This window comes from Levilactobacillus mulengensis, from assembly GCF_003946045.1.
Lineage (GTDB): Bacteria > Bacillota > Bacilli > Lactobacillales > Lactobacillaceae > Levilactobacillus > Levilactobacillus mulengensis.
On record NZ_RHNW01000001.1, the window covers coordinates 92,957 to 113,877 of the forward strand.

Here is a 20,921-nt window from a genome sequence, read left to right on the forward strand (position 1 = left end):
AGTTGAGCTGAATGCATATTCTTTTTCAAATTAATGCGCTGTTAAGATTTTTAATAGAAATGATAACTCTAATAACATTAGCTTTTGTAGGTTTTACAAAATATAAGTTACCACTTAACTTACTGATGGGGATTTTAGTACCAATTGTAATTTATGTGATTTGGTCTATTTGTATGGCTCCTTTATCACCAAACAGAGTGGACCTACGTTTGAGAGTAACGATTGAGATTATCATTTTTGGTCTCTGTAGTTATATGATAATAACTAAAGTGTCAGTTCGTGTAGGGACTGTATATGGAGTTGTAGTTGGTCTGAATGCAATAATGGCACACATTGGAGATGGAATATATGGCAGTAGTTTATGAAATGGAAAATGTTTATCGAGAATTGGGTTCAATATCGATTCACTCATATCAAGCTTTTTAGCTATACCAGTTAGGGCTTTCAACGACCGATGCAAAGCATTAGTGAATGCAATTTCTGGTAAGGGTCGATCATCCTGATTCTCTCGTTGCGCTAAGGCCAAAATATCATAGCCTATTAGGACCAGTGCCATGTGGCCGCAAAGTCCGTCGTAGCTTTGAATCTGGGTTTTATCGAATTGAAGATATTGTTTCGCAACTTTGAAATAGCCTTCAATCTGCCAGCGACGAGCATACATTTGAATGATGCATATTAGACATGGGCATAGATTCTCCTTGTATATTTTTTTAGACGACTCAAATATACAAGCATGGAGTAATCCATGTCTATTTTTGTACAGTAAAGGCCCGGCATGCCGGGCCTTTACTGTACAATTTAACTTTCAACCTTTAGGTAAATAAACTAAACGTAATCAGAAAATGACCGTGCTCCTTGAAACCAGCGCGTCAACGTCAGCCGTGCGGGTGGTCGAAATGGGCCCAGCCGGGGGATTTGATTGGCCGGAAACCTGAGCGTTAGTGAAGTCATCAGAGTCTGAGGTAGGGAAACAGGCCAACTTTGTTTGAATCCTGGAGCCAGAGACCAGTGGGGAGACTACCTGTGTCGGGGATGCTTGACCGGTGGACTTCCGGTCTTACAGCCCGGGGCGACCTGAAAGACCCGCGGGTTTCGGGGCTTTGAGGCGAAGGTGAAGACCGCTCTTTGGCTTCGCCTGGTCCCCACAGGTAGTCTCCCCGCTGGTCGGCGGCGGAAGGATTCAGACAAAGTAGGAATTTTCTAGTGTGGAGAAGGGCGCGGGGGGCCATTTTCTGGTATACTTTTCGGTAACGACTTATAGGAAAGGTGTTCCGGATTTTATGCTGATTGCAGATACAATCTTAATCGTGCTACTGGTGGTCATTGACCAGTGGATCAAGCACGCGGTAGTGGTCAACATCGCCCTTGGTGGCGAGCACCCACTCATCCCCGGCTTCCTGTCGCTCACGCACCTGCGTAACGACGGGGCCGCCTGGAGTATTTTACAGGGCCAAATGTGGTTCTTTACGGTCATCGCCATTGTGGCGTTAGGCATCATGGGCTACTTTTTCTGGCAGTACCGCAATCAGAAAGAACACTGGGTAGAGGAACTCGGCCTGACCCTGATGATGGCGGGCACGATTGGCAACTTTATTGATCGCCTGCTGCAAGGCTACGTGGTCGACATGTTCCAACTCGATTTTATTAATTTTCCAATCTTTAACTTCGCCGACAGCTGTTTGACGGTCGGCGTCATCTTAATCGCGATTGGCGTCTTCCTAGCTGATCGACGGGAGGCACAGTGATGCAAGAAACAGACTTTCAAGTAACGACTTCAGACCGGCTGGATAAATTAGTGGCGGATAACGTGGCCACGATTTCTCGTTCACAGGCGAAAAATGCCATCGAAGCCGGCCAAATCACGGTCGACGGGCAGCCAGTCAAGCCTAAGGTCAAGCCCAAGGTTGGCGCGACGGTGCACATTGCACTGCCAGACCCCGTTCCCTTGGATTTGACCCCCGAAAATATTCCCCTAGACATTGTTTACGAAGATGACGATGTTATCGTGGTCAACAAGCCCCAGGGGATGGTCGTCCATCCCGCACCCGGGCACCCGGACCACACACTGGTTAACGCGCTGCTGTACCACAGCCCGCTGTCGAGCATTAACGGCACCCTGCGGCCCGGCATCGTGCACCGCATCGACAAGGACACCTCGGGCCTGTTGATGGTGGCCAAGAACAATCACGCCCATCAGAGCTTGTCGGCCCAGTTACAGGCCAAGACCAACCTGCGGGAGTACGTGGCCATCGTGCACGGCAACTTCAAGGAAGAAGACGGGACCATCAACGCGCCTTTGGGTCGGTCACCTAAGGACCGCAAGAAGCAGGCCATCGTCGCTGACGGGCGGCCTGCCGTGACTCATTTCCGGGTGCTGGAGCGCTACGGGAATTATTCCTTAGTGGCGTGTCGCTTGGAAACCGGCCGGACGCACCAGATTCGGGTCCACATGGCCTACATCAACCATCCCGTCGCGGGTGATCCGCTGTATGGGCCTAAGCACACGCTAAAGGGTGCCGGCCAGTTTCTACACGCCCGTGAATTGGGCTTCAAGCAGCCGACGACCGGTGAACAGTTAGACTTCACCGCGCCGGTTCCCGAAAACTTCGCCAAGGCCGTGCGCCACTTGCGCCAGCAGGCGGGATTGCCGGTTGACAAAGCAATTTAGTTTTTTTAAGCTAGCACTAATCAGATAAACGGGTTTGCCGAATCAGGCGGGCGGGTTTCTTCACCATTTTGCCGAAGAAATGCGCCCGTTTCCTGCACTTACGCTAACGCCGTGAAACTTTTAAGGAGGAAATACAGATGGCAAAGGTAGTTGTGGACGCAATGGCAATGCAACGGGCCCTGACCCGAATTACTTACGAAATTATCGAACGCAATAAAGGGGTCGATGATCTCGTCATTTTAGGCATTAAAACGCGGGGCGTCTACCTCGCGCGACGGATTGCTAGTCGCTTACAACAACTAGAAAACGTCACGGTTCCCGTGGGTGATCTGGATGTCACGCCGTACCGTGACGACATCGAACACGATGCTCAGAGCGAACCCGAAGTCACGGCGACCAACATGGATTTCTCAGTCGCTGGTAAAAAGGTGATCCTGGTGGATGACGTGTTGTACACCGGTCGCACCATTCGAGCAGCCATGAGTGCCGTCATGGACTTGGGGCGGCCCAAGAGCATCAATCTGGCCGTTTTAGTCGACCGGGGCCACCGGGAACTCCCGATTCGAGCGGACTTCGTTGGCAAGAATATTCCGAGCTCCCAGCGCGAACGGATCAAGGTCTCCGTCAGTGAAATTGACGACCGTGACGCCGTGGAGATTCAACAGGCATAAGGGGCAAGGGGGTCGATTTTACATGGCAAAACGCTATTTGATTTTAGAAGACGGCTCGGCCTATGCCGGCGAAGGCTTCGGTGCCGGTGCCACGACGAGCGGAGAGGTTATCTCCAACTTAAATCTATTAGGCTATCAGGAAACGATTACCGATCAAATCTACCACAACCAAATTATTATCTTTGCCCAGCCAGCCATTGGTAACGTGGGCATCAACCACGATAGCTACGAGTCGATTTTGCCCACAGCCAAGGGGATGGTGGTCCGAGACGTCACCAATATCTCGACCAACCGGTTATCCCGGCTGTCCCTTGACGAATTTCTCCAGCAGCACAACATTCCCGGCATCAGTGGCATTGATACGCGCCACCTGATCCGGAAGCTCCGCCAAGAAGATGGGCCGATGAAGGGCAGTATCGTGGATGTGGCCGATGCCCATGCCTTTGACCAGCTGAACGCCACGGTGCTGACGAACCGGCAAGTCGACCAGGTGGCCACACCCAAGCCTTATCCGAACCCGGATACGGGGAAAAATGTGGTCGTCATCGACTTCGGGTTAAAGCACGGCATCTTGCGGCAATTGTCCGAGCGCCGGTGTAACGTCACGGTCCTACCGTGGACGGCCAGCGCTCAGGACGTCTTAAACCTGGATCCGGACGGGGTCTTACTCTCCACCGGCCCCGGCTCACCGTTAGACCTCGGCGAAGGGGTTCTCGATATGATTCGCGAGGTTCAAGCGGAGATTCCCCTCTTTGCGATTGGCCTGGGCCACGAGCTCTTTGCCCTAGCCAACGGGGCGGAACTGACCATGCTACCGGTTGAATATCACGGTAGTAGTCATCCCATTCGTCGAATCATTACCAACGATATTATTTATGCGACCCAGGGTCAGGGGTACGCGGTGATTGCCAAATCAATCGACCGCGACCGCCTGATCACCACCTACGTGGACCTGATCAACGGGACCGTCCAAGGGTTACGCCACCGGGACTTTCCGGCTTTTTCGGTGCAATTCTTTGCGGATGGTGCCCCCGGTCCTCACGAGAGTCGCGATTTATTTGATGAATTTATGGAAGCCATGACAGCACGCCGGGAGGGATAAGCTTGCCAAACTTGGATAACATTCAAAAAGTTTTGATCATCGGCGGCGGGCCAACCGAGATCGGTCACGAAACGGAACTCGATAGTGCCACGGTCCAAATCATTACCAGCTTTAAAAAGCACGGGGTCCGGACGCTAGTCATTGACAACAACCCGTTCTCCGTGGCGCTGGAGGAGATTCAGCCGACCAACATGTACGTGCAGGCGGTCACGACCGCTAATGTCCGCCACATCATTGAAAAGGACCAGCCCGATGCGATTTTGCCGACGCTGGGCGGCCTATTGGGCATTCGGATTGCCCAGGAACTCGTTGAAAATGGCGACCTGGCCAACTTTAACGTGCGCCTGCTGGGGATGCCCACCACGACCTTGCAGCAGATCAACAATCCGGCCGACCTGAACGCCACGCTCAAGGAGATTCACGAGCCCGTGATTGAGGCCCAAGTCGTGGGCACCCTCGATGAGGCGCGAGGTCTGGTCGAGAAAATCGGGTTCCCCCTGATTGTGAAGCCGGTAGCACCCAGACTGGACACCAACCGGACCGTCTGCGACAACGTGGATGACATGTTTAACGCGTTGACCCAGGGTTTTCAGCAGTCGCGCTTTGACCAGTGTACCCTGGAGCGTAGTGTGATTGGGTACAAGGAAATCGAAATGGTGGCCGTCAGAGACGTCGCCGATACCGAGGTCCTGGTCGCCGGCTTGGAAAACGTCGATACGATTGGGATTCACTCCGGCGATTCCATTCTGGTAACACCACCACAAACGCTCAACGACCGTGAGTATCAAGACTTGCGGGACGCCACGTTTCGGATTGCGACCGAGCTGGGAATCGTGGGGGTCTTACACCTCCACTTTGCCCTGAACCCGGCCAACCAACACTTCTACGTGACTAAGATTGCACCGTACTTCTCGCGGGGCGTGGCCCTGGCTGCCCGGACGACCGGTTATCCGATTGCCCTGGTCAACGGCGCCTTACTCCTGGGCCAAAAGCTCGTCGACATCAAGTTGCCAAGCCAGTACGTCAAGCAGACCGTCATCATGGAGCCGACCATCGACCACGTGAGCGTGCGGATCCCCATTTGGCCCTTTCAAGAGGTGCCCGACGCCGACCAGCATCTGAACACCGTCATGAAGGCCGTGGGCTCGACCGTCGGCGTGGGTCGCTCGGTCGAAGAAGCCATGTTAAAGGCCGTGCGGAGCTCGCAGTTCTCGCCACGAGACGTCTTACCCTCCGTCAGCAATCTGACCGATGGGGAAATGATTCGGCAACTGATTCATCCGTTGGCGAACCGAATTCTGGTGTTAATTGAAGCCTTACGGCGGGGATATGCCCCCGAAGAGTTGAGCGAATTAACAAAAATTGATAACTACTATTTCGTCAAGCTTCGCCATTTGTTAACGATTGAAAAAGAAATTCAAGACAATCCCTTAGACGTGGCGACCCTCCAACGGGCTCGGTATTACGGGTTCGGTGACGGGATGATCGCCCGTATCTGGCAAACGGATACGGCCACGATTCGCCATCTGTCGGCGCAGGCCAAGATCACGCCGACCTACAAGATGATCGAACCGACCGCCGGGGAATTTCCCGAGAATCTTAGTGGCTACTACAGTACCTTCGAGTACGAAAACGAAAGCCAGCCCTTGGGTGACCGGACCGCGCTGGTCTTGGGTCGGGGCGGGAATCAGTTAGGCCCTAACTCCGCGGCGGAATACTTCACGACGGAAATGCTCAAGCAACTGAAGCGCGCTGGGTACCATACCATTTTGATGAATACCAACCCGAATGCCGTGGGCGTGGCACCGGAATTTACCGAGAAACAGTACGTCGATCCGATTCAACTGGGGGATGTGCTCAACGTGATTCAGGTCGAGCATCCCGACATCGTCATCGTCCCGGGGAACCGGCACTACCTGACCCGTGAGTTGGGTAAATTGCCAATCAACCTGCACGTCCTCCCCCCCGACCAGGAAACGGGCGAACCCGCTCCAGAAATGGCGACGATTGGCGTCAGCTTGTTTGTGCATAAGCAACAGAAGATTGCGGTCGGCGTCATGGACATGATTGCCCCCGGCATCAACAAGTCCTTGGCCCAGGTCACGGCCTTTCGGATGCCAGCAGAACTGCCCAAGGCCAAACGGGTCAACCTGGTCGAGCAGGCCAAGGAGGCCGTGAGCGCGCGGCAGGTCACGGGGATGATCCAAGTCCTCTTTGCCCCCAAGAGCGATGATTCACAACAGCTAGTCGTCGTTGGCGTGCGGCCGACGCGGTTGACCGAGATGGCCTTTCTCAGTAAGGTCACCGGGGTCAACTGGGTCCGCATGCTGACGCGGCAACACATTGGTACGCTGGACGAAGGGGAGCTGGCCAAAATCAGCATTGATCTGAACAGCACCCGGGTCGCCTTGATGAACGCGGCCTTTCCGTTCCGGCAGTTACACGTGTTGAACCGGCCGGGGACCACGGATCAGGAGGTGGGGGCGACGATTGCGTTTGGGTCTAGCGAGGCGCTGACGCTGACCAACCTCAGCGACACCTCCGAGCTCGACCAAATCATCAACCGCACCATCTGACCATTGGCTGGTTAAACTTGCGTTTTGATTCGCCTCCGGGCTGGTGAAAACTGGGCCGTGACGCTGTGGGCGCCCGTCTGGAGCCGAAGGGCGGTCTCCAGACTTACTTTGAGCCTCATAACCCGAGTCTCAAAGATAGCAGTTACCTAAGCGGGGAACCCGCTAAGGTAACTCCCACGGCTGAGCCCATTTTCACCAGCCCTGCGGCTGACACGAGTTTAACCCGCCGGTCGACTGGGTTCGGTGGATGATTTTGGTCGGCAGGGGGATACTCCAAGAGTTGTGACGTCCGTTCCCGCCGGCGTGCTCAAGGAGCCCTGCTGTGGGGTCGGTTCCAGCCGAAGGGCGGGCTTCCACCTCAACTTTGAGCCTGAGGTGTGGTCTCAAAGGTTGTCCCGTGAACTAGGCTGGAACAGAACCTCCAGCCTAGTTCACCGACACAGCCGGGCACCTTGGCGCGCCTCTGGTCACTCCCCCGACCGGCCCATTTTCACCAGCCCTGCGGCTGACACGGGTTTAACCCGCCGGTCGACTGGGTTCAGTGGATGATTTGGTCGGTGAGATCTTAGAATTTACTGAATTTTAGATTGGTAAATAATGTATATAGCAAAAAGGCGTCACACCGGTGATTTGGTGTGACGCCTTTTTGCATTTTAAACTAGTTGTTATTACCAATTAGTTGCTGAATGACATTTGAGCTTGTGCGATGCACTAGTTGTTACTGACAATTGACTAGTGGCAGTCGTGAGTAGAATACCTACAGGCAGACTAACGGGCTACCTGTAGGTCAGCCGTCCGGGTGGGCAAAATACCTTCAGCCGTGGGAATGCTCTAAGTAGCGGTAGCTACTTAGAGCATTGGCGTCTTTGAAACGCGGGTTGGGCGGTTCAAAGCGAGCCCGAAGACCGTTCTTTGGCTTCGGGTGTCCGCCCACAGCGTTCCGAGGTATTTTGACCACCCGGTAAGGCGCTGGTGACATCCAGGTAATCGGTTAATCAGCCAGTTTTTCTACGAGGTCGCTTTGGGGCGTGACGTAGACCGTCCGCTGACCCGTGAAGATGACGTACCCTGGTTTTGCCCCATTTGGCTTGTGCAGCCGTTTAACGGGCAGGTAGTCTACTGGCACGTTGCTGGACTCGCGGCCCTTAGAGAAGTAGGCAGCCAGGTTAGCGGCCTCCATAATGGTCTCGTCACTCGGGTGTTCCGCGTGGATGATCACGTGAGAGCCCGGCATGTCCTTTACATGTAACCAAATATCGGTGCGTTTGGCCGTGTGGAGGCTGAGTTGGTCGTTTTGCAAGTTGTTCTTCCCGACGGAGATCTTGGTGCCGTCGCTCGCCGTGAAGCGGTCTGGCTTGCTGACCTTTTGCCGTTTTTGCTTCTTGCTCTTCTTTTGGTGATCGTGGTCTCTGAGATAACCGCCTTGTTGGAGCTCCAAGCGAATGTCGATCAGGTCCTTGGGGGCGGCCAGCTCGATCTGGGCCATGATATTGTTAAAGTAGTCCACGTCGGTCTGGGTAATCTTCAATTGCTCGTTGACGTAGATGACCGCGTTCTTGGCCTTTTGGTACCGTTTGAAGTACTTCTGGGCGTTTTGGTTAGGGGACAACTGGTTTGACAACTGAATCTTTAGGTCCCGGTTCTCGTCGTAGAAGTTCGGCAGGGTGACCTCGGTTTCGCCACGGGTGACCTGGTTCAGGTAGGTCGTGAGGATTTCTCCCTTGATCCGGTACTCGTCGGCGTTCTCGGTCTCGGCCAGAGTCCGTTGAAGCTTCTTGAGCTTGGTGCGGTTCTTCTTCAACTCGTTGCGGACGACGCGAATCAGGACACTGCCTTGTTGCTGAACCCGATCACGTTCGGCCTTGTCCTGGTAGTAGGTGTCGAGTAGTTCGCTAAGCGTGGCCGCAGACTGTTGGGTACCCGCCGTGGGGTATGGAAAGGCCGTGAAGCTGGTCTTGTTCTTCGGTGAGATTTCCAAAGTGGGTTGCGGGTGATCGAAGCCAGCAAAGAACTGTTGGAATTGTTCGGCGTGATCGCCGGTCTCGTGAAGCGTCGCCGCCAGAGCCGCTGCGGTATCCTTGCCCAGCCCCTGATATTGGTGTTGGAGCGTTTGGGCGAGGACTTCCTGGTTCGGGTAATCCCGAATCGTTTGGTCCAGGTCATCACGGACGCCGGCAAACGGATCATCTAAGTCCTGCTTTGGCGGCATGATGTACTGTGCCCCCGGAAGTAGGAGCCGGTAACGGTTTTGGTCGGAACCGACGTGCTTAATGGCATCTAAAATTTTCATGGAGGCGCCGTCGACGAGGATGACGTTACTGTGACGGGCCATGATTTCAATGATTAAGAGCAGTTCCTGCTGGTCTCCCAATTCGTTACGGGAGGTGAAGTGCAGGTGGACGACCCGGTCGTTAGCGACTTGGCTCACGTCCTTAAGGATGGCGCCCTGCAGGTACTTCCGGAGAATCATGGTAAAGTTGGTGGGGACGGGCGGGTTGACGTAAGGAATCTGCGTCACTTGAATCCGCGCGTAGGTCGGGTTGGCCGACAAAAGGATGGGATAGTTGTGGCTGTTGGCCCGAATCGTCAGGACAATTTCGTTGGCGTAGGGCTGATTGATTTTACTGACGCGACCGGTCGTGAGCGTCTGGCTCAACTCGTGGACCATGGCGTGGGTGAATGAACCATCAAAAGACATTGCGGCACACACCTTTCTATTAAATAAATTTATTTTTGAATTCGAAAAAACGGCACAAGTTAAAGTATAACGGCCTCGCCGCCGAAGTGCAAAGAAGATTGTTCGGAATTGTTCGGGAGGTGGTAAATTTTCCCCTAACTGGGCCTTGTGGTCACCAACCAAATCGTTGTACAATACAATCAAAAGGAGTGAGGGTCTTATGAAATCAAGTCTAGCCGCGTTGATGGCAATCAACAAGGTGCAACAAACGTTGCTGCAACGGATGACCAAGCAACATCACCTGACCGTTTCCGAATGGCAGTTGCTCGACCACATTGGTGGCGGGGAGAACACCCAAGAAATCTTGGCGCAACAAACCAAGCTGGATACCTCGACTCTGAGTCGCCAGCTCAAGGGGCTGGTGGCTAAGGAAATGGTGACCAAGAAGGCCATTGGTCGGGATAAACGTCAGTTGGTATATACAATAACGCAACAGGGCGAGGATACCGCCGAAGAGATCAACACGGCCTTTGAGGCCTTATCCGACCAAGTCTTCGAACACTGGTCTACGGACGAACGCAATTTATTACAGATTTTATTGAACCGGTTAGATAAAAGTATGGATCGTCGCCGAACGGTCGAGAACTAAGGAGTGAGTGATTATTCAACAGAGATTAGTGGTTATTTCTTTGGACGCGCTGGGCAGTCGCGATTTGGATGAGCATTTAGAGGAGTTGCCCAATTTACGCCGACTGGTCGTCACCGGGACCCGGGTCCGCCAGGTGCGGGGCATTTACCCCACGCTGACGTATCCCTCGCACACGACCATTATCACGGGCCAATACCCGCGGGTCCATGGCATCGTTAACAATACCAAATTACAGCCGCAACGCCAGTCACCGGATTGGTATTGGTACCAGCGCGACGTCAAGGTGCCGACGCTGTATGATCTGGTGCGCCAACAGCATAAGCAGACGGCGGCCTTCCTATGGCCCGTGACGGCCGGGAGTAAGATTACCTATAACTTAGCGGAGATCTTTCCCAACCGCATCTGGACCAATCAGGTGCTGGTCTCACTCAAGGCTAGCAGTCCGGCCTTTTTGTTGCGAATGAATCGGAAGTACGGGCATTTACGCCGGGGCATTCAGCAGCCCGAACTCGACGACTTCATCACGGCCTGTGCGGTGGACACGTTGACCCACAAGCAACCGTGGTTAACGCTGATTCACCTGGTCGACATGGACAGCATGCGGCACCGCTACGGCGTGCGCTCGACTGAGGCCATGGCGGCGTTAAAACGGCTGGATAAGCGGGTCGGGCAGCTGATCGACGCGACGATTGCGGCGGGAACCTTTGCCGAAACGAACTTTGCCATTCTGGGGGACTATTACCAAATCAACGTTGACCACATGATCCACCTGAATCAGGCCTTTGCCCAGCGGGGCTGGTTAACGCCGACCGCAAACGGGACCGTCAAGAATGATTGGCACGTTTTGGCAAAGTCCTGTGATGGGAGTACCTATGTGTATACCCGTAATTTTGCGGACACGAAGACTTTACGAGACCTCTTAGCAGCAACCCCGGGGGTCACGGCCGTGATCGATGGGCAAAGAGCGACCGAACGCGGGGCCGACCCGCATTGTCGCTTCATGGTCGAGGCGCAGGCCGGGTATTACTTTACCGATGAGACCAACCGGCCCGCCGTGGTCGAAGCCGTGGACCCGGCTAGTCTGGGGCAACCCGACCGGTATCATGGCGTGCACGGGTACGATCCCGATAAGCCGGATTATTTCACCACGCTGGTCTTGAACGGGCCGGCTATTAAGGAAAACCAGACGATCGATCAAGCGCGATTGATCGACGAGGCGCCCACGTTTGCCAAGCTGTTGGGGCTCCAGTTTCCCGAACCCTTACCCGGTCACGCACTGACGGCCGCCTTCAAGGGGGTGCCCGATGCGTCGGCTAAATAAGGAACAATGGAGCTGGATCTTCTACGATTGGGCCAACTCCGGTTACGGCATTATCGTCACGACCGCCGTCTTACCCATCTACTTCAAGGGCATCGCGGAGGCCAGTGGGGTTACGGCGGCCAACGCCACGGCCTACTGGGGGTATGCCAATAGCTTGGGAACCTTGCTCGTCGCCATTTTAGCCCCATTTCTGGGCGCCCTAGCGGATTACCAGGGATTTAAGAAGCGCTTACTGACGGGGTTTGCCTCGCTGGGGATGCTGATGACGGTGGGCCTAGCACTCTTGCCGGCAACTCAGTGGCAATGGCTCCTAGTCGTCTATATTCTGTCCGTCCTGGGTTATTCCGGGGGGAACCTGTTCTACGATAGTTTTCTGACGGACGTGAGTGACGACCAGCAAATGGACCGCATCTCCAGTGTCGGCTATGGCTTTGGCTATCTGGGTGGTGTCATCGCCTTTATTCTATTTATGATCCTGCAACTCACCCACGGTTTTGGTCAGTTGTCGAGCACGGCCGTGGCCCGGTGGGGCTTTGTCCTGGCCGCCGTCTGGTGGGTCGTCTTCTTTATCCCGATTCAACGTAACGTCCACCAACGCCACGCCCTGGCCGTGACCCAGGCGCCACTCAAGCAGAGTTGGCAGCGCGTATGGGTCACGCTCAGTCACATTTGCCAGCACAAATACTTGGCCTGGTTTCTGGTGGCCTATTTCTGCTACATCGATGGGGTCGATACCATCTTTACCATGGCGACCTCGATTGGCTTAGACATTGGGATTACCAGTACCACCTTGATTGTGGTGCTTCTGGTAGTCCAGCTGGTGGCCTTTCCGTTCTCGATTCTCTATGAGTGGTTAGCGGAGAAGACCAGTACGCGCTTGGGCATCCTGATTGCCATTGTGATGTACCTGTTGATCTGTGTGGCCGCCCTCAACTTGAAGACGGTCGGCAGCTTCTGGTTGTTGGCCGTGCTGGTGGGGACCAGTCAAGGGGGCATTCAGGCGCTTTCCCGCTCGTACTTTGGTCGACTAGTCCCCAAGGAACGCTCGAGTGAGTTCTTTGGCTTCTACAACATTTTAGGCAAGTTCTCTGCAGTGTTGGGGCCCATCTTAGTGGGGGTCGTGACGCAGTGGACCGGGCAGTCGCGCATCGGGGCGGCCTCGTTGTCGATTCTGTTTATCCTGGGACTCGTTATTTTCTGGGCGATTCCGAAATCAGCGACTGAAACTTCAAAATAAATGAATTTCTGGGTCAGTCAGCTGTACGTTTTTGAGTATGATTCTTAGGGTATTGGTCATATCAGTAAAATTTTTGTGTATCTGGTAGTAATCGCTACTTGTTATGGGACAATTGTGATAAATTACATGGACAGTGTCGAATGCATGGAAGGAGTAATAGGCATGCAAACTACCACGTACACGGATTTTCGTAAGGACCTGAAGAAATATATGGCTAAAGCCACAGGTGTCTTTGAACCGATTACCATCACACGTAAGAATCAGCAAAATGCTGTGCTCATATCAGAGGAAGAATATAACAATATGATCGAGAACCGGTACATTTTAGATGATCCAGCGAATCGTGAATGGTTACAGACCTCGTTAGAACAGGCAAAGCGTGGTCAGAATTAGCTTGCCGGACACACGATAACGATAAATAAAGTTAGAAAGCTCATGGCATTAAGGTTTTTTGGAATAGCCCTATATCAAGCAAAATATCATACGGGTCAAAAAGGACGGCTGCCTCTCATTTCTGTGGGGATGCACCGGCCTTTTTAAATGGTATCGTCCGTGACGAACAGGCGGTTAAGGGAATTTTAAGAATGCCCGTTGATGGGGCTTTTTAGAATCGTTGGTTTCCATCGTTCCGGAAAAATGTTATTCTAGGTAAACGAATGAAAAGATAAAGTAGGTGTAAAGATGAAGATTGCTGTGGTCACCGATAGTACCAGCTATTTGTCCGCAGAAGAAGTTGAGCGGTATCACATTCACGTTGTCCCGATTCCGGTGATCATGGATGGTCGCTCCTACGATGAAGATGTTGATATCTCCACCAGTGAATTCTACGAGAAATTACGCAATTCCAAATCATTCCCCAGCACGTCACAACCGCCGCTGGGCGAAATGATCAATTTATATAACCAATTAGCCGATGAGGGCTACGACGCCGTCATCAGTATTCATCTGGCCAGCACCATTTCTGGCTTTGTGAACCAATTGAAAAATATTGCCCCCACGATTGAAAATATCCGGGTGATTCCGTACGACTCCCAGATCACCGTCAAATTGATGGGTTATTTGGCCATTGAGGCCTCTCGGATGGCCGCTGAGGGAAGTACCCCCGAAGCCATCATCGCGCGCTTAGACGACTTGCGGTCCACGATTGGCGAATACTTCGTCGTCGATGACCTGCAGAACTTGGTGCGAGGCGGGCGACTGTCTAACGCATCCGGTTTCATTGGCAGCGTCTTGCGGATCAAGCCATTACTGACATTTGACGATGAGACTCACGAAATCGTGGCCTTTGAAAAGGTGCGGTCCCGTAAGAAGGCGTTGGCTCGGGTCGAAGACCTCTTCGTTGAGGCCCAAGCGCAGGTCGATTACCCATTACGGGCCTTGGTGATCAATGCCAACGATCCCGAGGGCGGGCAGACCTGGGCCAATAAGATTGCCACGCAGTATCCGGAAATTCCGGTCGAACAATCATACTTCGGTCCCGTGATTGGCGCGCACTTAGGGGAGAAAGCCTTGGCCTTAGCCTGGATCAAGGATTTTGATCGCGCATAAGTCGTGCAAGTCGGCAATGAATATGGTATGCTATCTCCTGTAATTAAATTTACGGAGTAGGAAGTAAGGCGTCAAGTGCTGGTGGAACGCAATGTGAACACCGGACGAAGGGAATGTGTCCCGCGATCTTATTTCCGCATTGACCGCAGCAATGTGGCAACTCCCTTAGGAGATGTCTGAATTGAAGACGATGGCAAAAACCCAGCTGCCAAAGCTGGACACTTTGAGTTTGGTAACGATGGGACTACTGATGGCTTTACAATTAGTCATTAGTCGGTTCTCGGTCGGCAACAGTTTTATCAAGGTCAGTTTTACCTTTCTGATCGTGGCGTTGTTGGCCAAATGGTTTGGTCCCTGGTGGGGGATGATGACGGCAGCTGTCGTCGACGTGGTAGGAACCCTAATGACGGGTGGGCCGTTCTTTATCGGCTTCACCGTGTCAGCAATCCTAGGGTCGCTGATCTACGCGGTCTTTCTCTACCAGAAGCCGGTGACATGGACCCGGGTGATTCTGGCCTCGGTGATTATCTCCTTGTTGGTCAACGCCTTGTTGAACACCTTGTGGGTAACCATCATGTACCACACGCCATTCTGGGGCTTACTGCCGATTCGGCTGGTTAAGCAACTGATCGTGACACCAATTCAAATTGTATTAGTTTACCTGTTGTTGCAGAGTCGCGTGATTCAAACGATTCAGGAACGTTTAAATCGATAGTGATCTGAGCACCGTTTTGGTTAAAGCCAGGACGGTGTTTTTAAATGTCGTGATGGTGTGAGTAATAAACTAATTACTTTAACTTATAGCAACAAACCTGACCACCATTCCCACAACATTACATAAACCAACTAGCAAACAGCTCCCGTCACTAACGAAAAAATCAGGTCACCGGCCCAACCCTTAACTTTTTCTATGAAATCGGGGTGGGTGCTTGCGCCGGTAACCGATTTCGACTATAACGGGAGAAGATAAGATGAGCAGAATTCAGGGAGGACGAACAACGTGAAACGACTATTACAACTCTATACTAAATATCAGGATATCTTGGCGTACCTGATTTTCGGGGGCCTGACGACACTGGTCAATTTGGTCGTTTTCTACGTCACAGCGACCCTGTGGGGCTGGAACTACCAGGTCGGTAACGTCTGGGCCTGGTTCCTATCCGTGTTATTTGCCTACCTGACCAATCGGGTGTGGGTCTTCCATTCCCACTTCACGACGTTCAAGGCCTTGGTCAACGAGGTCGTCTCGTTTTTCTTAGCCAGAGGGGCGACGTTGATCATGGACATGGCCATCATGTGGCTAGGGGTGTCATTGCTGCAGCAAAATGAAATGCTGACGAAGTTGGTCGACCAAGTGGTGGTTGTGTTGGCGAATTACTTCTTTAGTAAATGGTTCGTGTTTAAGAAAAATAAGGCCTCTTCGGTAAACGAACAGGATTAGGGACACTCGCTAAATAAGGCACCGCTGTTATCTCTCGTGGATAACAGCGGTGCCTTATTTGTGTGCACATTTTAAAAGAGTTAAGCCGCAATCCGTTCCGAGCGTTGCCGGTGGCTAGCCGTGAGCCGGTAAAAGGCGGCGACGGCCAGGCTACCGATGACGATGCCTAGCGCATTGGCCAGGACGTCGTTGATGTCGCTACTCCGGTTGATCAGCCAGTGATGGGAGAGCACGTATTGGATGGTCTCGACACTGCTGCCAACGAAGAGCCCGCAGAAGCCGACGCCGAAGAGAGACAGCTTGGGGAGCGCCCATTTCAACAGGAGACCCAGTGGAATCGTTAAGATGATATTTTCCAAGAAGCCGAGGTTGAAGACGTCTAGGTTGGTCAGATTGACCCGCCCGATGCCAATCGGCATGATGTAGATGCCAGTGCCATCAAATGAAATCGGGGTGAAAAGAATGGCGGCTAAACCCGTTAAGTAGCTTAGCACTAAGAGGGCGAACCAGCGATGTTTACCACCGGTTGCGACGATGAGCAGGCCGCTTAGTCCAGCCATTAAGATAATGAGTAATAAGGGTTCCCAACGCATCGAACCACCTCCGTGAATTTTTGTGTGTCTGTCGTGTCCGTTAACATGTTCCTAGACTACAACAGAATTCGCGGTTACGGGGACTTTCAACCGGAGTTTTAATAAAAATTAGGCAGAATTCCCTTGCTTTCAAACAAGGGATGAATGCCACTATGGCTTTTGCTGATTAGCAATGTAGTTTTCCACGGTTGTCTTGCTCATATCACCAAGGGTACTCATGAAATAACTAGGGGACCAAAGATGTCCACCCCAGAACTTTTGAGCCTTTATCTCTGGATGTAGCTCAAAGAATAAACGAGCCGAACCGCCCTTGAAGGCTTTGACAATATTGGTTGGTGCATACTTAGGCTTAAAGCTTAGTAGTAAATGAATATAGTCTGGCATTACCTCCATCCGCTCAATGGTCACTTCGTTTAGCCGGGCTATCTTCGTTAGAATGTCGGTCATTTCAGCGACCAGCTTGGGTGTTGTAAATGCTTCGTGCCGGTATTTGGTGACCCAGACCAGGTGAAAATGAAAATTGTAAACATAGCCTCGTTCGTGGATTGCTCCGACGTTACTTTTACTCATATGTTACCTCCATAAATATTATTATAAGACAACTTACTATGGATACAGTATACTCATATGATATGCTTACTATCAAGCAAAAGGAGGTGGCAGCTTATGACGACAACAATGGCACAATTACCTTATCATTATGGGGTTAAGGTCCGGGTCTTTCCTTCAACCGAACAGAAACGGCTGATCAAACGTAACAGTGATGCTAGTCGCTTCATTTATAACGAAATGAACGGGATGAGCAATGATCTATTCTGGCTGAAGAAAGTTAAAACACCAATCACGCTTGTTTTGAAGCGGATTGCTGATTTGACTGAACGACTGAAAAAGCCGTCAACTGCTATCTCCAATATCCACGGCTGGCTCAATCATCCGGACTTTGATAGCCTGATGAAAGCCAACGCTATCAAGAATTATAAGACTGCCTGGAAGCTATTCCACCAGGTTCATCAGTCGGGAACCCCTAAGTTTCATAAACGCGGCTATACGCAAACTTACCAAACATCATGCCTTTACAGTGCCAAGGTGACAACCCCAACTATGAAGAATGGTAGCGTTAGACTAACTGACAATCGTCACCTACAATTACCCAAGCTGGGACGTCTCCGATTCAAGGGACTTCCATTAAAAATCTTAGAACGAGCTAATGACATTAGAATTGGGACGACAACAGTCTCAATGGACGCTGTAGGTCATTACTTTGTGTCCATGCAGATTGGGTCAGGACACCCCTTCATTGCTAAGCAACCCGCAATCGGAACTAGAGTCGGCATCGATTTGAATCTCGATAATTTTTTGACGGACTCCAATGGACAGGTGATTGATAATCCGTGTTATTACCGAATGATTAAAGGAAAGCTGGCTAAAGCTCAACGGAAACTGTCACGGCGAGCCAGACGAGCTAAAAAGAGCCAACGACGGTTATCGGAATCGAAGAATTATCAAAAACAACGTCTACTAGTGGCTAGATTACAGCTTAAAGTTGCCAATCAACGTAAGAACTTTTTACACCACGTCTCTACGGCCTTGATCAAAAACCACGATTTAGTTGTAGCTGAAGAACTTCGGAGTAAAAATATGTTGCGAAATCACGCTTTGGCAATGAGCATATCGGACGTTGGTTGGCGAACACTATTGGACATGTTGGCTTACAAAGCTGACCTTTACGGCCGAAAATATTTGACAATCAATCCTCGAAATACAACGCAAACTTGTAGCCATTGCGGACATGTCATGGTCGGCAAGAATAAGTTGACGTTAGCTGACCGCGAGTGGACGTGTCCTAGCTGTGGGACGTTTCATGTTCGTGATCATAACGCGGCTAAAAATATTTTAGCCAAAGGTTTAGCAACTCTGTAAGAGAAAAGTCCGTCTGGCAACCTGCGGACCTAAAAGGCTTTGGTAATTAGCGGATAAGTCCTATTCGTAGGCTAGCGCTGTATCTAAGCAAATTGTGGTCGCCATGCCATGGGGTGTGGTTCTCACAAGCGTCCGTTTTTAAACGGGCGTGGTTGACGGTTTCTTGGGTCCTTTAGGAAAATCGTAAGGACTTGGTCAAAGAAACATCACATTCTTTCGGGAATTTGTGGTTAGCGCTGGGGACTAAAAAACGGCTACCGGTGGGGGTAGTCGTTTTAGAATTCAATCAGCGAGTACGTTTCGTTTCAAATCCAACTGGAACCGGGCAATAATCAGGCCGTTTAACCCGATGATCATCAGCAGCATCGTCCACCAAGCCCCAGGCAAGGCGAGGTTGGTGGAAATGGCCGCCCGTAGCACCTGAATCAGGTAGGTCATCGGTAACCAGGGATTGAGGGCTTGGGCCAGCGGACTCACTAAGGGGAGCGGGTAAAGACCACCGGAACTGGCCAGCTGCAGGACCAGGACGATGGAAATCAGCCAGGTTCCGAAGCCGCCTAGTAGGAGTCGTAAGCAGAAAATGAGGGATAGAAAGAGCAGCGACCCGATGAGAATGGCGCTGAAGAGCATCAGGCGGGACTGGACGGTTAAGGTGTTGGCCTGGCGCAGGGTCGCGTAGAGCAGACCACTTTGCCCCAGGGCGACCGTACCGATGATGACGGCTTTGCTGGCCCACCAGGTGAGGGCGTTACGTGGCCGACGGTAGGTTCGGCGGCCGTCGTACATGGTACCGAGGGCAATGCCACCGACGTAGAGCCCGATGGCAATCGCAAATGGCGCCATACCAGTGCCGTTGTTGGGTACACTCGCTACATCATGGCTGTGAGCAATTACGGGTTGAGCGAGGACCCGAGCGTTAGCGGACCGGGTTGCCAGGGTCGCCAGCCGTTGACCTCCAACAGCCAAGCTGGTTCCTAGCGATTGACTGCCGGTGTGAAGTTGCGTCAGGCCTTGTTGCGTGGCGGTTAAGCCAGCAATCAGGGCGGGTTGCTTGACCGTTTGTGTGGCGACTTGCAGGGAACGGTTGCCTGCTTGCAGGCGCTCGGTGCCGCTAGTGAGCTGCTGACTCCCGGCTGCTGCCCGCGTCATTCCGGCAGCGGCACCATGGAGTGCCTGCAACAACACCTGAGTCTCTAGTTCCGTGACGTTACGGCTGACGGTCGCCGTGATGGCATTGGCCGCGCCGGTCGTCATTTTTGAGACGATGAAGTTGGTGCCTGAGTTCAGGTCATAGTGTAGCTGGAGTTGCTGGGGCGCGTCGGTCAGAAGCGTCGTCGAGTTGTGGGAAAAGTTGGCAGGAATCGTGATGACCAGGTAAAGTTTGCCCGCCTTGAGCCGGTGGTGCGCCGTGGTAGCGCTCAGGTGGTGAAAGTCTAACGCTGTGGACTTGTCCAAGTTACGGGTCAGCTGCCGGCCAATAGCGACGCGGTGTCCCTGATCGGTAACGGACTGGTCGTGATTGACCACGGCAACCGGGATATCAGCTGAGTGGCCGTACGTGTTCCACATAGAGGAGAGGTAAAAGTAACAGTAAATTGCGGGAATCAACGCAATCATTAACAAGACGACCAACATCATTTTGTGTTGGCGTAGGTAGGTCCATTCGGCTTTGAGCATGAGCAACCGCTCCTTTCAAATTAACAGCTTGTTGATTGAACGGGGCTAGCATAACAGCACGAAAATGTTCAGACAATCAACATCTTGGTACCAATTGTTGAGTTGCTCAGACCAGCGGGTGACTGTCGTTTCTTTGCGAAACCTTATCAAATCAGCTGACTTAACCAGCGACACTGTGGCCGGTGATGTTGATTGACTGTGACGTTCAAAAGTTTTTTAATGGGAGCCGACTAAACAATCTGTTCAGGGAGGTGCATCATGGAAACGGATGCGAAAAGATTGGTCACGGAGGTCAAAATTCAGCGGGCCTTTATCCAGTTGGTGACGACAGTTGGGTTTGATCGGCTGACCGTTCAGCAGTTGAGTCAGACGGCGCACATTAATCGGGGGACTTTCTACCTCCACTACTTAGACAAGTACGACTTGTTAACTCATTTGGAAAATGACCTGGTGGCGCAGGTCCAAGAAATCTTCCAGCGGTACCCCAAGCCAGGGACGGGGGCAACCACGACGGATGCTTTTGGGAAGCTGTTTACCTACCTGTACCGTCAGCGGCAGTTGGCCGTGGTTCTGTTAAATAGCCCGGCTTCGCAGTTGCGTGGGCGGGTCAAGACGCTGATTTTGACCGTCATTGGTCTAGCCACGGCCTCGCCCATTTCACCAGCTATCGCGCGCGAATTGGTGGCGCAAGGCATTCTTGATTTTGTGGGTAATTGGTTAGGGCAGGAGCCCGTGCCATCGTCGGAGCAGGCTTACACACTTTTCAAGCAGACCAGAAGTCTGTCGCCACAACAGTTGTTGGGGGTCACCGAGTGAGTCTACGAGGGTGATCACCATCTTG

19 protein-coding genes, 1 pseudogene and 1 riboswitch are annotated in these 20,921 nt (G+C 52.3%); of the genes and pseudogenes, 15 read left to right on the plus strand and 5 right to left on the minus strand.

The features are described 5' to 3' along the window. Window positions 1-11 precede the first annotated feature (11 nt). The gene (locus EKM84_RS00410) at window positions 12-365 is read left to right on the plus strand and encodes a YrdB family protein (RefSeq protein ID WP_125762512.1); all 354 of its coding nucleotides are present in this window, start codon (window positions 12-14) and stop codon (window positions 363-365) included. On the opposite strand, the pseudogene EKM84_RS14280 reads toward EKM84_RS00410, so the two are convergent. Continuing rightward, window positions 251-670: pseudogene (locus tag EKM84_RS14280) on the minus strand (transposase); the annotation flags it as partial. The gene EKM84_RS00410 and the pseudogene EKM84_RS14280 overlap by 115 nt on opposite strands. 610 nt (window positions 671-1,280) lie before the next feature. On the opposite strand from EKM84_RS14280, the gene lspA reads away from it, so the two are divergent. The 5 genes from lspA (at window position 1,281) to EKM84_RS00440 (ending at window position 7,017) form a co-directional block, all read left to right on the plus strand. Next, complete coding sequence (gene lspA / locus EKM84_RS00420) at window positions 1,281-1,745, plus strand: signal peptidase II (RefSeq protein WP_125762514.1); 465 nt, start codon at window positions 1,281-1,283, stop codon at window positions 1,743-1,745. Further along, entirely contained in the window at window positions 1,745-2,668 is a 924-nt protein-coding gene (locus EKM84_RS00425; protein WP_125762516.1) for an RluA family pseudouridine synthase, read from the plus strand. The genes lspA and EKM84_RS00425 overlap by 1 nt, the downstream gene beginning before the upstream one ends. Window positions 2,669-2,805: 137 nt before the next feature. Further along, a complete protein-coding gene (gene pyrR / locus EKM84_RS00430) occupies window positions 2,806-3,339 on the plus strand; it encodes a bifunctional pyr operon transcriptional regulator/uracil phosphoribosyltransferase PyrR (protein ID WP_125762518.1) in 534 nt (177 codons plus the stop codon). 22 nt (window positions 3,340-3,361) lie between these two features. Then, on the plus strand, window positions 3,362-4,441 hold the full coding sequence (locus tag EKM84_RS00435) for a carbamoyl phosphate synthase small subunit (RefSeq protein WP_125762521.1): 1,080 nt from the start codon (window positions 3,362-3,364) through the stop codon (window positions 4,439-4,441). A gap of 2 nt (window positions 4,442-4,443) precedes the next feature. Next, a complete protein-coding gene (locus EKM84_RS00440) occupies window positions 4,444-7,017 on the plus strand; it encodes a carbamoyl phosphate synthase preATP-grasp domain-containing protein (protein ID WP_125762523.1) in 2,574 nt (857 codons plus the stop codon). A gap of 991 nt (window positions 7,018-8,008) precedes the next feature. Here the strand turns inward: EKM84_RS00440 and EKM84_RS00445 are convergent. Next, entirely contained in the window at window positions 8,009-9,715 is a 1,707-nt protein-coding gene (locus EKM84_RS00445; RefSeq protein WP_125762525.1) for an NFACT RNA binding domain-containing protein, read from the minus strand. A 199-nt stretch (window positions 9,716-9,914) separates the two neighbouring features. Here EKM84_RS00445 and EKM84_RS00450 point away from each other — a divergent pair, with 199 nt between their 5' ends. The 7 genes from EKM84_RS00450 to EKM84_RS00480 all read left to right on the plus strand — a co-directional run bounded on the left by EKM84_RS00450 (window position 9,915) and on the right by EKM84_RS00480 (window position 15,890). Further along, window positions 9,915-10,343: a MarR family winged helix-turn-helix transcriptional regulator gene (locus tag EKM84_RS00450; protein WP_125762526.1), complete on the plus strand. Its 429-nt coding sequence runs from the start codon at window positions 9,915-9,917 to the stop codon at window positions 10,341-10,343. Window positions 10,344-10,350: 7 nt separating this feature from the next. Next, the gene (locus EKM84_RS00455) at window positions 10,351-11,664 is read left to right on the plus strand and encodes an alkaline phosphatase family protein (protein ID WP_125762528.1); all 1,314 of its coding nucleotides are present in this window, start codon (window positions 10,351-10,353) and stop codon (window positions 11,662-11,664) included. Next, the gene (locus tag EKM84_RS00460) at window positions 11,648-12,901 is read left to right on the plus strand and encodes an MFS transporter (protein WP_125762530.1); all 1,254 of its coding nucleotides are present in this window, start codon (window positions 11,648-11,650) and stop codon (window positions 12,899-12,901) included. Before EKM84_RS00455 ends, EKM84_RS00460 begins: the two co-directional genes overlap by 17 nt. A gap of 162 nt (window positions 12,902-13,063) precedes the next feature. Further along, window positions 13,064-13,294 (plus strand): type II toxin-antitoxin system Phd/YefM family antitoxin, encoded by a 231-nt coding sequence (locus EKM84_RS00465; protein ID WP_125762532.1) that lies wholly within the window; start codon window positions 13,064-13,066, stop codon window positions 13,292-13,294. Between the two features lie 288 nt (window positions 13,295-13,582). Further along, complete coding sequence (locus EKM84_RS00470) at window positions 13,583-14,449, plus strand: DegV family protein (RefSeq protein ID WP_125762534.1); 867 nt, start codon at window positions 13,583-13,585, stop codon at window positions 14,447-14,449. Between the two features lie 50 nt (window positions 14,450-14,499). Further along, window positions 14,500-14,597: riboswitch (THF riboswitch) on the plus strand. 42 nt (window positions 14,598-14,639) lie between these two features. Further along, complete coding sequence (locus EKM84_RS00475; RefSeq protein ID WP_225418113.1) at window positions 14,640-15,164, plus strand: folate family ECF transporter S component; 525 nt, start codon at window positions 14,640-14,642, stop codon at window positions 15,162-15,164. Window positions 15,165-15,449: 285 nt separating this feature from the next. Next, the gene (locus tag EKM84_RS00480) at window positions 15,450-15,890 is read left to right on the plus strand and encodes a GtrA family protein (RefSeq protein ID WP_125762538.1); all 441 of its coding nucleotides are present in this window, start codon (window positions 15,450-15,452) and stop codon (window positions 15,888-15,890) included. 80 nt (window positions 15,891-15,970) lie between these two features. Here the strand turns inward: EKM84_RS00480 and EKM84_RS00485 are convergent, their stop codons facing one another. Beyond that, the gene (locus tag EKM84_RS00485; RefSeq protein WP_125762540.1) at window positions 15,971-16,483 is read right to left on the minus strand and encodes a VanZ family protein; all 513 of its coding nucleotides are present in this window, start codon (window positions 16,481-16,483) and stop codon (window positions 15,971-15,973) included. A gap of 150 nt (window positions 16,484-16,633) precedes the next feature. Continuing rightward, window positions 16,634-17,053 carry an IS200/IS605 family transposase gene (gene tnpA / locus EKM84_RS00490; RefSeq protein WP_125762542.1) on the minus strand — a complete coding sequence of 140 codons (420 nt, stop codon included), beginning with the start codon at window positions 17,051-17,053 and terminating at the stop codon, window positions 16,634-16,636. A gap of 96 nt (window positions 17,054-17,149) precedes the next feature. Between tnpA and EKM84_RS00495 the strand changes: the two genes are divergently transcribed. Continuing rightward, window positions 17,150-18,403 (plus strand): RNA-guided endonuclease InsQ/TnpB family protein, encoded by a 1,254-nt coding sequence (locus EKM84_RS00495; RefSeq protein ID WP_125762544.1) that lies wholly within the window; start codon window positions 17,150-17,152, stop codon window positions 18,401-18,403. Between the two features lie 282 nt (window positions 18,404-18,685). Here the strand turns inward: EKM84_RS00495 and EKM84_RS00500 are convergent, their stop codons facing one another. Then, window positions 18,686-20,080, minus strand: coding sequence for a YhgE/Pip family protein (locus tag EKM84_RS00500; RefSeq protein WP_125762546.1), 1,395 nt, complete (start codon window positions 20,078-20,080; stop codon window positions 18,686-18,688). Between the two features lie 258 nt (window positions 20,081-20,338). Here EKM84_RS00500 and EKM84_RS00505 point away from each other — a divergent pair, with 258 nt between their 5' ends. Next, complete coding sequence (locus EKM84_RS00505; RefSeq protein WP_125762548.1) at window positions 20,339-20,896, plus strand: TetR/AcrR family transcriptional regulator; 558 nt, start codon at window positions 20,339-20,341, stop codon at window positions 20,894-20,896. Window positions 20,897-20,921: the final 25 nt, after the last annotated feature.